Consider the following 14231-nt stretch of genomic DNA (forward strand, 5'->3'; position numbering starts at 1 on the left):
ACACATTCGGGCAGCAGTTAGGTCTCGAATCGGCGATGGGTCGACGGCCTCGCATTCGGCCGCCCGGCCAGCGCGAATCGGGCCCCGCAACCGCCGGTGGGCCCGAAGTATCAGTCGTCCGCCGGGGACCCCGGCGGACGAAGATGAGTGTTCTCGCTCAGCGCTACCCGTCACCGCGCAATATCTTAAACTCCTCTTAGGGAACAGCCCAAATGAATGCGTGATTTGGGGCGATTTTCACACCTCGGTGGGAGCCGGCACCACGCGCGCCCCGGCCACCGGCCCGCTGGCGACACGCACCGTGCGGCACACGCCCGCGCCGGACACCTCGGTGCCGACGTCGACCGCCGAGGCCGCAGAGGAGCACAGGAAGGCGCACGTCGGGCCCGAGCCGGACACGATGCCCGCCAGGGCACCGGCCTCCACCCCGGCGCGCAGGGTCCGCCGCAGCCTCGGATCCAGGCTCACCGCGGCCGCCTGCATCTCGTTGCCCAGCAACGACGCCAGCTGTTCGGGGTCGCCGGCGGCCAGGGCCCCCAGCACCGGCCCCGGCCCGGCGAGCCTCGGTGGGTCCCCCGCCTCGCGCAGCCGGTCCAGCTCGCCGAACACCGATGGCGTGAGCAACTCCCCGTCGGCGAACGCCAGCACCCAGTGAAACGTGTTGCGGGACAGGACGGTCGCCAGTTCCTCGCCGCGGCCGGTGCCCAGCGCGGTGCCGCCGTGCAGCGCGAAGGGCACGTCGCTGCCCAGCCGGGCGGCGAGCATGCGCAGGTCGCGGCGGGGCACGTTGAGTTCCCACAGCGAGTTCATGGCGACCAACACGGCCGCCGCATCGGCGCTGCCACCGGCCATCCCGCCGGCCACCGGGATGGATTTGTCGATCATGATCGAGACGTCGGGCGCCCGGCCGACGTGTTCGGCCATGAGCTCGGCGGCCTGCCAGGCCAGATTGCGCTCGTCGGTGGGCAGTTTGTCGGCGCCCTCGCCCACGAGCTCGAGCGACAGCACGTCGGCGTTGCGGACGGTCACCTCGTCGAGCAGCGAGACGGCCTGGAAGACGGTCGTCAGCTCGTGATAGCCGTCCTCGCGGCGGTCGCCCACCGCCAGATACAGGTTGACCTTCCCGGGAACGCGGACGGTGACCGACCCGGTGGGCACCCACTGGGCGGCGGTATTGCCGTCAGTCATCGTCACCCACCGCAGCAGACTATCGCTGCGACCGGCCAACTACACGCAGCGCCGCCGCAGTCAGCTCGGCGACGGCTGTTCTTCGGTCGCGGTCGGGCCGGCCGGGGTGGCGGTGTCGGCCGATTCGGTCGATCGGCGCAACAGCCGCACGAAGTCGTCGATGGACAGCGTCTCGCCGCGGCGGGCCGGGTCGATGCTGGCGGCCAGCAGCCGGTTCGCCGACTCGTTGCCCGAGCCGGCCCATTCCATGAACGCGTTGCGGACCGTCTTGCGCCGCTGCGCGAACGCGATGTCCACCAACCGGAACACCTGGCGACGGAACGCCTCGTCGGTGGGCCACTGCGCAGCGGTGTGCCGGTCGATGCGGACGAGCCCCGAATAGACGCGGGGAATCGGCCAGAAGACGGTTGGCGACACCATGCCACACCGCCGAACCGCTCCGAAGAAGCGGACCTTGACGCTGGGGACGCCGTAATCCTTGCCGCCGGGCTCGGCGGCAAGACGCTCGGCCACCTCCGCCTGCACCATGACGGTCACGGTCCGGATGGACGGGAACTCGGCGAGCAGGTGCAGCAGCGCCGGCACGGCCACGTTGTAGGGCAGGTTGGCCACGACCGCGTTGGGCTGGGCGGCCAACTCGTCGGCGCGCAGGGTCAAGACGTCGCGGTTGAGCACGGTGAGCCGCTGGATTTCGCTGTGCGAATGCTCGGCGACGGTCTGCGGCAGGCGGTCGGCCAGCACGGGGTCGATTTCGACGGCGGTGACGGTGGCGCCGCGGTCGAGCAGTGCCAGCGTCAGTGAGCCCAGGCCGGGTCCGACCTCGAGGACGTGGTCGGTCCGGCCGATCCCGGAAGTCGAGACGATCCGGCGGACGGTATTGGCATCGTGGACGAAGTTCTGGCCGAGGGATTTTCGTGGCCGGAAGTCAAGCTCTCTGGCAAGCCGCCTGATCTCGGTGCGACCGAGCAGCCGGATGGTCAGTTGGCACCGGCTCTTCCGCTGCACACCGGCCAGGCGCCCCAGCCCTGGCGCTCCCGGGTCACCTCGGCGATGGCGATCTGCTCTTCTCGCGTGGCCAGGTCGGCGCGCGAAGCGAACCGCAGCCCACCGTTGCGCTCCCAGGTGCCCTGGTCGAACTGCACGCCGCCGTAATAGCCGTTGCCCGTGTTGATCGCCCAGTTGCCGCCGGCCTCGCAGCCCGCGATCGCGTCCCAGATGGATCCGTTGGTCACCGGCGGAACATCGGTGCCCGGCTTGGTGCCCACCCGCACCACGGCGTCGCGGGCCGGGGTGATCACGGTGTTGGCGATCGGCAACCGGCCGGCCTCGACGCCGTTGACGGTGGCCACCGCGAAGGTCACGTCCTGGGTGCCCGGGCTGCCCGGGTCCTCGACCACCTGGCGGCTCATGTTCATGTCCGGGTCCTCGACCCGACGGGCGTTCGGCGGCAGCGGCATGCGCTCGGTGACCCGCTGAATCCGGTTGCGGGTCACCTGGATCTCCATGCCGTCGACGATCGGCGACGTCGCGCTCGGCACCGCCTGATCGCCCTCGAGGAGCGGTGCCCCGGCGGCGTTCAGCAGGCTGGCGACGTTCGGTGCCGGCAGGTGGACCGTGCGCGGCACGCCGCCGTCGTTGATGCGGACCGTCTTCGCGCTGACGACGGGCAGTGCCATCCCCGCCAGCGGGACCCGGCTGCCGCGGGAGGCCGCCGCCGGGGCGGTGTCGGTCATGGCGAGTTGGGCCAGCGCCTCGTCGACGGTCGATGCCGTCGTCCACATCTGTTTGGTGTCATGGCCGTCCAGCGAGATCTGCAGCGGCCGGCTGCGACGCAGCACGATGTTGGCGGCGTCGTGCACCTTGACGTCCCCGGCGGGGTACAGGTCGTCGCGATCGTCGACGGCGAAGCCGTTCTCCTGCACGATGTCGATGACCCGCGACTTCATCGTCGTGACCCGCATGGCGATACCGTCAACGGTCAACGTGACCGTTTTGCACGCCGAGACCGCGAATCCACCGGCGAACGCCAGGACTACCAGCAAGCCTCCGACGACGAGCCGCAACATCGGAGACGGCGTCTGATGAAGTTTTGTCAATACAGTCAACGCGCGTCTATCCCGACCACAGCAAGCACCCCAACGACCTATTCGGCACCAAACGACAAATTAGGGCCCGTAGGCCCCACCCTTTCGATCACAAGACGGTAACGAACCGGCCAATGTTGAGCAACTCCTGCGCGACCTTGTTAACGGAATCGCCCGGCTCGGCGGCCTAACCGGGAGCCAGTCCGTATACCCGCCGGGCGTTGCCCGTGGTGGCCTGCGCCAGCTCTTCGGCCGGACGACCCATCAGTTCAGCGACCGCCCGCACAGTATAAGGAAGGCAGTACGGCTCGTTGGGCGACCCGCGGTAGGGATGCGGCGTCAAGAAGGGCGCATCGGTCTCCACCAGAAGCTGCTGCAGGGGTATCAACGGAATGGCGTCCCGCAGCTCGCGGGCGTTGCGGAAACTCGCCGTCCCGGACAGGCTGAGCAGCCACCCGGCGTCCACGCATCGCCGGGCCATCGCGGCGCCCGACGAGAAGCAGTGGAAGATCACCGCGTCGGGGGCGCCCTCGGCGGCCAACACGTCGAGCACCTCGACATCGGCCTCGCGGTTGTGGATCATCAGCGGTTTTCCGCACCGCTTTGCCAGGTCGATATGCCAGGCGAAGGCGTCGCGCTGCGTGCCCGGCTGCGCGCACCCGTCGAGGCGGCCGGGCCAATACAGGTCCAGCCCGGTCTCGCCGACGGCCACCACCCGCGGATGCGCCGCCAGTCGCTCGATCTCGGTACGCGCGTCGTCGTCCAGCGCGTCGGCGCGGGTCGGATGCAGTCCCACCGCGGCGTACACCCGCGGATCCCATTCGGCGGCGCGTGTCACCCAGCGCGCCGAATCCAGGTCGTCGGCGATGGTGACCACCGCGCCCACCCCGACCGCCGCGGCGCGGTCCACGATGGCGCGCACGTCCCCGGCGTCTCGCGCGCCGCAGGCGTCGAGGTGGGTGTGGGCGTCGATGAGGGGCGCCAGCGGTTCAGGCGCGGGCGGCGCTTCTCGTTCACCAGAGCGGTTGGAACTCACGGCCACACAATAGGGTGGACTCTCGATGAGGCCCTACTACGTCACCACGGCGATCACGTACCCCAACGGTGATCCGCACGTCGGGCATGCCTACGAGTACATCGCCACCGACGCCATCGCCCGGTTCAAGCGGCTGGACGGGTTCGACGTGCGATTCCTGACCGGGACCGACGAGCATGGCCTCAAGATGGTCGAGACGGCCGCGGCCGAGGGCATTCCCACCGCGGAGCTGGCGCGGCGCAACTCCGACGCGTTCCAGCGCCTGCAGGAGCGGCTGAACATCTCGTTCGACCGGTTCATCCGCACCACCGACCCGGACCACCACGAGGCCTCCAAGGCGATCTGGCGGCGGATGCAGGCCGCCGGGGACATTTACCTGGACACCTACTCGGGCTGGTATTCGGTGCGCGACGAGCGGTTCTTCGTCGAATCCGAAACCGCGCTCGTCGACGGGACCCGGATCGCCGTCGAAACCGGGACCCCGGTGACCTGGACCGAGGAGCAGACCTACTTCTTCCGGCTGTCGGCGTATGCCGACAAGCTGCTGGCCCACTACGACGCCAACCCGGATTTCATCGGGCCCGAGGTGCGCCGCAACGAAGTTGTCAGCTTCGTCTCCGGCGGGCTGCGCGATTTGTCGATCTCGCGCACCTCGTTCGACTGGGGCGTGAAGGTGCCCGGGCATCCCGATCACGTCATGTACGTCTGGGTGGACGCGCTGACCAACTACCTGACCGGCGTCGGCTACCCGGACACCGAATCCGAGCTGTTCCGCCGCTACTGGCCGGCCGACTTGCACATGATCGGCAAGGACATCATCCGATTCCACACCGTGTACTGGCCGGCTTTTCTGATGTCGGCCGGGATCGAATTGCCGCGCAGGGTTTTCGCGCACGGATTCCTGCTCAACCGTGGGCAGAAGATGAGCAAGTCGGTGGGCAACATCGTCGACCCGGTCGCCCTGATCGACACGTTCGGAGTGGACCAGCTCCGCTACTTCCTGCTGCGGGAGGTGCCGTTCGGTCAGGACGGCAGCTACACCGAAGACGCCATCGTCACGCGGATCAACGCCGACCTGGCCAACGAGCTCGGCAACCTGGCCCAGCGGTCGTTGTCCATGGTGGCCAAGAACCTGGGTGGGGTCGTTCCCGAACCGGGTGAGCTGACGGGCGCGGACGCGGATCTGCTGGCGACGGCCGACGGATTGCTGGAGCGGGTGCGGGCCAGTTTCGACGGGCAGGCCATGCATCTGGCGCTGGAAGCGATCTGGCTGATGCTCGGCGAGGCGAACAAGTACTTTTCTGCCCAACAGCCGTGGGTGTTGCGCAAAAGCGAGTCCGAAGCGGACCAACTCCGGTTCCGGACCGTCCTGTACACCACGTGCGAGGCGGTCCGCATTGCGGCCCTGCTCGTCCAGCCCGTCATGCCCGACTCCGCCGGCAAGCTGCTCGACCTGCTCGGACAGGCGGCGGACCAACGGGCGTTCGACGCCGTCGGCGCGCGCCTGGCCCCGGGCACGAAGCTGCCGCCGCCCAGCGGCGTGTTCCCCCGTCACCAGCTTCCCGACGGGGAGTGAACGGCCCCGGGCACCGGAATGAGGTGACCGGAAAAAGTACCCGGGCGCGAACATTCATATCCGCATCTGCGCAAAGGCCTCGTGTATAGCCTATGTTATGGGCCATAATCGGCCGGTGGAGCGACGACGCAATCGGCAACAGAGCGACTCGCCGATGACGGCCTTGAAGCAGCTGCCTGCGCTGGTTGTGCTGGAGCGCATTCCGATCCCGGTGCTTGCCATCGAGAATGACGGCCGCATCCTGTTTTCCAACGCCGCGTTCGCCGAGATGATGGGTTATGAGCCGGAGGAGGTGTTGTCGCTCCGGTTCCACCAGATCTTCCATCAGGCGCCTGCCTCGGAATCGTTGTTATCGGTCGTTCATTCGCTGGCGAACATGGTCGTCGAACTGGCGCACAAGGACGGCACCGTGGTGCGCGCCCTCATGAGCAAGTCGGCGGCGATGCGAGCCGACGACCAGTTCGTCCTCGCGGCTTTCCAGGACCTGACCGAGCAGTTGTGGGAGGAAGACCGCTAGCCGCAGCCGGTCGGGTGACAACGCTCGCCCCGGCGGCGACGCGGCGCCGAACCGAGCGCGGGCGGCAAGGCGGCGACCGCGGCCCTTCCGGGCGACGAAGCGCCAAAAGCTAACGGCGACGCCATGATTCGCGTCTGGTGCGCCACACGATCACGCCCACGCCGACGATGGCCACCGCGACCCAGCCCGCGCCGAACCACCACAGCCAGCCCAGATCCGAGTGGCTCTGCGATCCCGCGGGCGGACCGGCCCCGGGCGAGTGCTCGACGGTCACCGGGTCCCGCCCTCCCGGCGCGGACACCATCGCGACGCCTTTGAGCCGTTGCCAGCGCTTGTTGTCGCTACCCAGCCATCGGAGCAGCTCGTCGAGCTGCGCGGGCGCGCCGTTGGATGTCGCCACCAACAGCGACCGGCCCTTGTTGAAAACCGTTTGGAGAGAGGCGAACCGGAGATCCGGGTCCAGCGTGAGCTTGGCGGGCTTGCCGTTGGATTCGACGGCATTGACCGTGATCGGCCCGCTGGGCCCAGCAGACACCGGGAGCGCGACATTGGAGTGGTTCCACCCGTCGGCGGTGATCAAGATCGCTGGATCCGACGAGTCGATCGCCTGTTGCACGCTCGTGACCGTGGTGTACAGCGGCACGGAGCTTATGCGCTGCAGGCCCACCACGATGCTGATCGCGCGCACCGTGTCGATCAACGAGCGGGGCTCGATGCCGACCTGCATCCGCGGCATCAAGGACTGCGGCATCGATTGGAAGCCGTCCGGCACCGGCGGTGCGGCGGGACTGCTCTGAATAGTGCTGTCTCCGTTGATATTCACCGTCAGGAGCTGGTTACCGGGCCCGACGTTGTAGAAGTCGCCACAATGCCCGGTGTTGGCCGCAACGTCGAGCACCAGGTCAAGGCTCGTGTATCGCTGCAGGAGCCGATCGGGCACATCGATCCAGCGGTCAATGGTGCCCTGGCCGTCAGTCGGCCAGTGGTCGATGGTTTCGGGGCCGATCGTCACGGCGATCCGGCCGGCGACGTTCCCCGGCGTCGGGGTGTAGGAGCCCAGGAGATGCACGCGCACGTCGTGCACGGATCTGGCGAACCGGGTCTGATCGACTCCGATCGAGACCCGCGGTTGTAGCGACGTGGAGTTGAGGACCGGCTGCCCGAGCTCGCGCAGCGCTACGGTGTTGCCGGGTTGCTGCAGGCTGGGCTTGAGTTCCTCCACCGCCGCCCTGGACGACAGAGCCAGCTGCGACACGTCGTTGAACAGCACGGCTGTGTTCGATTCGTCGGACTGCCCGAGCGGTCCCGACATCAGTAGCCACGGCACCCCGGAAGCGCCCTGCAGGGAAAGCCCGTTGTCGGGGCCTTCTTTCACGACGATCTGACGTTCCAGCGGTTGCGGCGGCGTCGGGGGTGCGGCCTGCCCTTCGGCCAACGGGATCACGGCGATCTCGGGGTTCTGCCTGCCGTAGCGCGCGGCCGCGGACGCGGCCAGTTGGATCGCCGTGTCGGATTCGTTCGCCGACGGCGATTGCGGCAGGAAGATGGAGAGCTTTCGCAGCACGGGTGGCAGGAAGTGGGCCACCGTGGTGGGCGGCAGTTCGACCCCGGTATAGGTGATCGTCCCGTTGGCCAGACGCAGCGGGCTCTCCGGGTACAAGCAGTATCCGTCCAACGGCACCACGTAGGAACGCAGCGTCACGGTCAGCCAGTTGTCGTTGACTTCCGCGCCCGCCAGGGGAATGACGATCGGCGTCTGGTCGGCGGACGGCAGATTCAGTCGCGCAAGAGTTCGCTCGCCCTGCGACACGGTGAGCATGCCGGACCGCAAATTGATCGGCAATTCGACGGTGGCGTTCAGTGCCGTCGGTGTCAGGCCCTTCAGCACCGGCAGGGTCAGCTGTTGGGTGCTTGTCACGCCCCAGAACTCCAGCGTGGGGGCGGACCCGATGTCGGTCAGCGACAGTGTCGGCGAGTCCGTCGCCGTAGCCGGGTCGCCGGGCGCAGCCCACGATGCCGGAGCGCTCATCACCAATAATCCGGACACAGCGGCCAGCGCCACCACTTTGCCTAGCAGGCTCGGGTACATCACCGGAACAGTATGCATTGCGGAAAGCGCATCAAGACCGGTTATTGAATCCCCGTCTCGACGACCCCGAAAAAGCGTGTGGCACACCCGGGCCGAACTTCGGTGACCGGAATCTAACCGAGGAGGGGCTCGGTGTCGGCATCCGCGCGGGCCGCGATGGCGGGGGCGTGACGCATGATTTCGCGGCCAAGGAATTGCCGGAAGTATGGAAGCGACGCCTCCGTGACGGTGCCGGGAAGCAGAAGTTCCAAGATCTGACGCAGGCGTCCGGTGGTGTCACCGGCGACGGCCCTGCCGGCGTCGTGGCGAGCTATCGCATTGGATACCAACCGCGTTCCGAACATGGCGCCGACGAGGAACTCGGAGAGCGCTTCGGGGTCGACGTCCTTCCGCAGGTCGCCCTCGCTGATCGCCCGCCTGGCCTGCTCAGCGATCTTGCCCGCCAGGTCGGCGTAGAAGCTCGCGGCGGCCTCATTCAATCCGCTTAAGGCAGAGGCCAATTGCTCGGACGTGCGAACCATCTTGTCGGTGTTCAGTACTTCGACCAGCATGAAAGCGCCGTGTAGCAGGTTCTCCAGCCCCGGCGACGACGAGCCGCATACGTTACTGAAAGCGGTGAGAAGGGTCTCGGAGCCTTCCTTGAGAATGTCGGACGCCAACGATTCCTTGGAATCAAAGTGGTGATAGAGGGCGCCCTTGGTCATGCCCGTCCGCTCGATGATCGCGCCCCACCCGGCGGCGGCATAACCCACCTCGCCGAACACCTCGATCGCGGCATCGAGAATCCTGCGCCGAGTGGCTTCGGATCGGATCTGGCGCGCCATTATCCCTGCACCTCCGGAGTCGCGTCCGATGCGCGAAGCCGTGGGTCTGGCCTCACATCTACCGCCGAGGCGTCCAAGGCTAGCAGCCGTGGCGACCGCGAGCGGGCGCAGCGGTCAGTCCCGCATCCGTTACGTCGAATCTTCATCGGGCGAACTGGCGTTGACGGCGAGGGCCGCACGCCGCCTTAGGAATTGACGGAAGTAATCGGTTCGGTCCGGTTGCAGGATCCCGCCCAGGATAAGCATCCAGCAGCCCTCCAGATCGAGCAGGAACCGTTCCGGTTCGTCCAGATTGCTGGTCTTTCGCAGCCCCATGTGCAAGGCCACCATCAGGCGTCCCACATCGCGCGGGTCGCATTGGTCGTCGATGTCGCCCTCGGCAATGGCCTGCGCAACCACCTGCGACAGGGCGTCCACCCATCCGTTCATCAGGGTGTCCTGCAGCCCTTCGGAGTGCCCGACCGACTCGATCAGATTCAGGCCCGCCCTGACCAGATCCGTCTTGATGTCTTGAACGGCGATCAGATACGAGAAGTCGATCAGGGTTTCCAGACCGGAAAGCCCTCTGGTCAACAGGTCTCCCACGGCGACGGTGGCCGCGGCGATCTGCTTGTTGATGAGCTCCACCGCCAGGGCGTGTTTCGACTTGAAGTGGAAATACATCGCGCCTTTGGTCAGCTGAGCCTCGGCGAGAATGTCATCGAGTCCGACGTCGTGGTACGGCCGGCGCGCGAACTGATGCGAGGCGGCCTGCAGAATCTGTCGCCGCGTCGCATCCGCGCGTCCGTCCGCCGAATGGGTCGTCATCGGAATTGCCAGCCCAGCTTGTCGGGGCGGACGGCCCGGCCCGGGCGCGGAGATCCGCACCCGGCGGGAACGCCGGCCGCTAACCCATGGGCGACGCGAGCGGTCCTGCGGCGGGGGGTGGCGACCCGGATCTGGTGGACGGCCGTCAGGTTGATCAGCAGGGCAAACACCTCGGTTCTCAGGCGGTTTCGCATCGACACCGACCGGCCACCCCCGGGCAGTTCTCTGGCCATTTCCGAGGTTAGCAGCCTCAGGCGCCCGGGTTGACGGTCCCGTAAATACCTGTAGTCCACATCACAGGATCTTTACAGACCATTAGTATGGTTTCTACGCTATTATCACATTGTCAGTTTGTACGCGAGCGCTGCCCAAACCTCGACCTCAAGCGTTTGAGCAGCAAATACGCCCGGATCCGGGCCATCTGCAGGCGCGAGGAGAAGCACATGCCGGTCGTGACCACCGGGGCACGTGGGCTGGCGGCCTGGGCAGTTGGACCACTGGCCAGGGGACTAAATACCTTGGTAGCCGCACGCGAAATACTCTTCGCCAGCGCAAACCTCTTTGTTCATACTTTAAGTATGTTTAGTTGCGGAATGCCGGCGCTGGAGTACGGCGTGGTCGTCGCCGAAGCTGATCGATCCGGCGTCAGCGGGCGTTCACCTGCGGCCAACCGGGCCGCCAATAGGGCGAGGGCCTGACGTGATCGATTTCGGCGCCTTTCCCCCGGAGTTCAACTCCGCACGGATGTATGCCGGCCCCGGGCCGCTTTCCCTCATTGCCGCCGCGGTGGCGTGGGACAGCCTGGCCGCCGAATTACACACCGCGGCAAGCTGTTACCGCTCGGTGATCGCGGGACTGACGACCGGACGCTGGTTGGGTCCCTCGTCGTTGACCATGGCGTCCGCGTTCGCCCCCTACATGGCCTGGACCGCGGGGGCGGCCGCGCGGGCGGCGGAATCGGCCGGTCAGGCAAGGCTCGCCGTGGAGGTATACGAGGCCGCCTTCGCGATGACCGTTCCACCGCCTGCGGTCGCCGCCAACCGGGTTCAGCTCGCGACACTGATCGCGACCAACTTCTTCGGCCAGAACTCGGCGGCGATCGCGGCCACCGAAGCCGAATACGGCGAGATGTGGGCGCAGGACGCCGCGGCGATGTATGAGTACGCCGCGGGTTCGGCGGCCGCGTGCGAGGTCACCCCGTTCACCCCGCCCCCGAACGTCACCGACGCGGCCGGTTTGGCCAACCAGAGCAGCGCGGTCGCCCAGTCCGAAACGCTGACCGCGACGCATACGTCCCTGTCGCACATGATGTCCACGGTGCCCAATACCCTGCAGGGGCTTTCGTCGCCGATGACCGCCGGGACCGCCACGCTCACCGACGCGGGTACCGGCGCCGGAAGTGCGGTCGGCACGACGACCAGTTCGGCTAGTTCCTCGCTCATGAACAGCCTCGCGTCCAGCCTGCCCAGCGCGCTTCCCACCTACTTCATGGCCGGAGCGACGCCGCTGTACGGGATGTCCTCCATCCTGGGCATGGCCCAAACCGCGCAGGGCTTGGCGAACGGGGCGATGTCAGCCGCGGGCACCGCGGCTGCGGGCGCGGCGAGCGCGGCGAGCACGGGCGCGGGCGCGCTCGGGTCACTCGGATCGGGTGTCATCGGCAGTCTCGGCAGCGCGGCCTCGCTGGGTCCGCTGGCGGTGCCGGCCAGTTGGACCAGCGTGATACCCGCGGCTCAGAGCGCCGCCTCGGCGTTGCCGAACATCAGCCTCGCCGGCGCCAACATGCCGCCCAGCATCATGGGCTCGCTGCCGCGCCTGGCCGCCGCGTCGGGCAAGAACCTCGGGCCCCGGTACGGGATCATCCCGACCGTGATGACACGTCCGCCGTCCGGTGGATACGCGTAGGCCATCGCATGAACCCAGACCAGTCGACAGGCGCGCCCCATTGCGGAAGGAGCGGTAGGTGAAATTTACGCCCACCCAGGTCGCCGGCGTGACGATCATTGACCTCGAACCGCATCGAGACCATCGCGGGTTCTCTTCCCGATCCTTCTGCGCCGACGAATTCGCCAGCCGTGGGCTGACTTTCGACGTCACCCAGACGAACATCTTCTTCAACTACACCCGTGGCACCGTGCGGGGTCTGCACCACCGGACGCCGCCGTACGCCCAAACCCAGCTGGTTCGCTGCACCCGCGGCGCCATCGCCGCCGTCGCAGTGGACATCCGCCCCGGGTCGCAGACCTACGGCGACCACGTCATGGTCGAGTTGAGCGCGGACAACTACCGGGCACTGTTCCTGCCGCCGTTCGTCGCGCACGGTTTCCAGACGCTCGTCGACGACACCGAAGTCAGCTACCAGGTCAGCGGCCAGCCCGCGCCGTCCGACGATCAGGGATTCCATTGGAGCGACCCCGAATTCGGAATCGTGTGGCCGCTGCCCGTGACCGTCATCTCCGAGCGGGACGCCAGTTGGCCCCCGCGAACGCCGAGCTTCACGCCGATCGAGAGAGCAGCGTCATGTCTAACCCGGTGATGACCCAGGAGCTGGTGGACGTCGTGCGCGTCGAACCACAGCCGCTCAAGCCCACACTCCGCGTGACGTCGTTGGCTCGCCCCCAAGCCGGTGCCCTGCCGGTCACCCCCGCTGACGCGCCTTCCCCCGCCGGGAATGCCATCGGGCGCTGGCAGCACCGGTATTCGCACTATCTGCGCACCACCGACGCGCTGATCGTTTGCGCGTCCGTGTTTCTCGCGCAGTACGTCCGCTTCGGGGAAATCGCGAACACGTCGGGTTACTCCGACCTCGTGATGACGCTGTTCTCCTTCGTGTTCGCCGGCCTGTGGCTGTCGTCGCTGGCGGTTTTCCAGACGCGCTCGCCGCGGGTCATCGGCGCCGGCATCGACGAATACCGGCGGATCGGCAGCGCGTCATTCTGGACGTTCGGCATCATCGCGATGGTGACGCTGCTCGCCAAGGTCGACCTGGCCCGCGGCTATCTTGCGATCGCGCTTCCGGTCGGGACGATGGGTTTGCTGGGGAGCCGCAGCCTGTGGCGCAAGCACATCGGCCACCTGCGGGCACACGGCCAGTGCCAGACGACGGTCCTGGCGATCGGGGATCGACAGGCGGTTTCCCACCTGGCACGCGAACTGGCCCGCAACCCGCTGGACGGCTATGTCGTGGCAGGTGTCTGCATTCCGGGCTACGGACCGGCCCGCGGAAAGACCCTCACCGTGGGCGGCCGCGAGGTACCGATCCTCGGCGACGCGACCAACGCGGTGGCCGCGATCCGTAGCTGCGGCGCCGACACCGTCGCGGTGACCCAGACGGATCACTTTGGGATGCACGGGATCCGAGAGCTGATGTGGCAGTTGGAGACGATGGACGTCGACCTCGTCGTGTCACCGGGAGTGATGGACGTCGCGGAAGCGCGTTTGACCCTGCGCCCCACCGCGGGCATGCCGCTGCTGCATGTCGAGAAGCCGCAATACCAAGGGACGCAACGTTTTCAGAAACAGGCCTTCGACTTCCTGTTCTCGTTGGCGGCCCTCATCGCGACGGCGCCCGTTCTTATCGCGGCCGCCGTCGCCATCAAGCTCACCAGCAAGGGGTCGGTGTTCTACCCGTCCGAGCGGATCGGCATCGACGGGAAGCCCTTCACGATGCTCAAGTTCCGGACGATGACCGTCGACGCCGACGCCCAGATCGAGCACCTGCTGGCGCTGAACGAAAGCGCCGGCGGCGTGCTCTTCAAGATGCGCGAAGACCCGCGAGTGACCCCGGTCGGCAAGTTCTTGCGCAGGTTCAGCATCGATGAGTTGCCGCAGTTCATCAACGTGCTCAAAGGGGACATGAGCGTGGTCGGGCCGCGCCCCCCGCTGCGGCGCGAGGTCGTGAACTACGACGGCGATGTCCGGCGCCGGCTGCTGGTGAAGCCCGGAGTCAGCGGACTGTGGCAGGTGAGCGGCCGGTCAGACCTTTCATGGGAAGAGTCGGTGCGGCTGGACCTGTCGTATGTCGACAACTGGTCGATGTCGGGCGATCTCATGATCATCGCGAAGACGATCAAGGCCGTTCTCACCAGTCACGGCGCATACTAGGGAGTC

At 67.2% G+C, this 14231-nt stretch carries 12 protein-coding genes; 5 read left to right on the forward strand and 7 right to left on the reverse strand.

Translation table 11 applies throughout. The features are described from left to right. Positions 1-237: 237 nt before the first annotated feature. The 4 genes from G6N37_RS13895 to G6N37_RS13910 form a co-directional block, all read right to left on the reverse strand. Positions 238-1194: a 4-(cytidine 5'-diphospho)-2-C-methyl-D-erythritol kinase gene (locus G6N37_RS13895; protein ID WP_179961849.1), complete on the reverse strand. Its 957-nt coding sequence runs from the start codon at positions 1192-1194 to the stop codon at positions 238-240. Between the two features lie 54 nt (positions 1195-1248). Further along, positions 1249-2202 carry a 16S rRNA (adenine(1518)-N(6)/adenine(1519)-N(6))-dimethyltransferase RsmA gene (rsmA, locus tag G6N37_RS13900; RefSeq protein WP_163685035.1) on the reverse strand — a complete coding sequence of 318 codons (954 nt, stop codon included), beginning with the start codon at positions 2200-2202 and terminating at the stop codon, positions 1249-1251. Continuing rightward, positions 2166-3293: a resuscitation-promoting factor gene (locus G6N37_RS13905; protein ID WP_197745704.1), complete on the reverse strand. Its 1128-nt coding sequence runs from the start codon at positions 3291-3293 to the stop codon at positions 2166-2168. The genes rsmA and G6N37_RS13905 overlap by 37 nt, the downstream gene beginning before the upstream one ends. A 166-nt stretch (positions 3294-3459) precedes the next feature. Further along, positions 3460-4314: a TatD family hydrolase gene (locus G6N37_RS13910; RefSeq protein ID WP_174813830.1), complete on the reverse strand. Its 855-nt coding sequence runs from the start codon at positions 4312-4314 to the stop codon at positions 3460-3462. Between the two features lie 19 nt (positions 4315-4333). Between G6N37_RS13910 and metG the strand changes: the two genes are divergently transcribed. Both metG and G6N37_RS13920 read left to right on the forward strand, forming a co-directional pair. Next, entirely contained in the window at positions 4334-5884 is a 1551-nt protein-coding gene (metG, locus tag G6N37_RS13915) for a methionine--tRNA ligase (RefSeq protein ID WP_163681312.1), read from the forward strand. A 154-nt stretch (positions 5885-6038) separates the two neighbouring features. After that, the gene (locus tag G6N37_RS13920) at positions 6039-6401 is read left to right on the forward strand and encodes a PAS domain-containing protein (RefSeq protein ID WP_163685037.1); all 363 of its coding nucleotides are present in this window, start codon (positions 6039-6041) and stop codon (positions 6399-6401) included. A gap of 109 nt (positions 6402-6510) precedes the next feature. Here the strand turns inward: G6N37_RS13920 and G6N37_RS13925 are convergent, their stop codons facing one another. The 3 genes from G6N37_RS13925 to G6N37_RS13935 form a co-directional block, all read right to left on the reverse strand. Next, a complete protein-coding gene (locus tag G6N37_RS13925; RefSeq protein ID WP_163681314.1) occupies positions 6511-8508 on the reverse strand; it encodes a hypothetical protein in 1998 nt (665 codons plus the stop codon). 95 nt (positions 8509-8603) lie between these two features. Beyond that, positions 8604-9314 carry a TetR/AcrR family transcriptional regulator gene (locus tag G6N37_RS13930; protein WP_163681316.1) on the reverse strand — a complete coding sequence of 237 codons (711 nt, stop codon included), beginning with the start codon at positions 9312-9314 and terminating at the stop codon, positions 8604-8606. A gap of 129 nt (positions 9315-9443) precedes the next feature. Beyond that, positions 9444-10121, reverse strand: a complete 678-nt coding sequence (locus tag G6N37_RS13935; RefSeq protein ID WP_163681318.1) for a TetR/AcrR family transcriptional regulator — start codon at positions 10119-10121, stop codon at positions 9444-9446. 699 nt (positions 10122-10820) lie between these two features. On the opposite strand from G6N37_RS13935, the gene G6N37_RS13940 reads away from it, so the two are divergent. From G6N37_RS13940 to G6N37_RS13950, 3 genes are all read left to right on the forward strand, one after another. Beyond that, positions 10821-12026, forward strand: a complete 1206-nt coding sequence (locus G6N37_RS13940) for a PPE family protein (protein ID WP_163681319.1) — start codon at positions 10821-10823, stop codon at positions 12024-12026. Positions 12027-12084: 58 nt separating this feature from the next. Beyond that, positions 12085-12657: a dTDP-4-dehydrorhamnose 3,5-epimerase family protein gene (locus G6N37_RS13945; RefSeq protein WP_163681322.1), complete on the forward strand. Its 573-nt coding sequence runs from the start codon at positions 12085-12087 to the stop codon at positions 12655-12657. 62 nt (positions 12658-12719) lie between these two features. Next, entirely contained in the window at positions 12720-14225 is a 1506-nt protein-coding gene (locus G6N37_RS13950; protein ID WP_372514686.1) for a sugar transferase, read from the forward strand. Positions 14226-14231: the final 6 nt, after the last annotated feature.

Origin of the sequence: Mycobacterium seoulense (assembly GCF_010731595.1) — a bacterium.
GTDB lineage: Bacteria > Actinomycetota > Actinomycetes > Mycobacteriales > Mycobacteriaceae > Mycobacterium > Mycobacterium seoulense.

What these genes read in the sequence shown, in the direction of transcription:
- metG (WP_163681312.1), top strand. Translation starts at nt 4,334, where the DNA reads ATGAGGCCCTACTACGTCACCACGGCGATCACGTACCCCAACGGTGAT.
- G6N37_RS13920 (WP_163685037.1), top strand. Translation starts at nt 6,039, where the DNA reads ATGACGGCCTTGAAGCAGCTGCCTGCGCTGGTTGTGCTGGAGCGCATT.
- G6N37_RS13925 (WP_163681314.1), bottom strand. Translation starts at nt 8,508, where the DNA reads ATGCATACTGTTCCGGTGATGTACCCGAGCCTGCTAGGCAAAGTGGTG.
- G6N37_RS13930 (WP_163681316.1), bottom strand. Translation starts at nt 9,314, where the DNA reads ATGGCGCGCCAGATCCGATCCGAAGCCACTCGGCGCAGGATTCTCGAT.
- G6N37_RS13935 (WP_163681318.1), bottom strand. Translation starts at nt 10,121, where the DNA reads ATGACGACCCATTCGGCGGACGGACGCGCGGATGCGACGCGGCGACAG.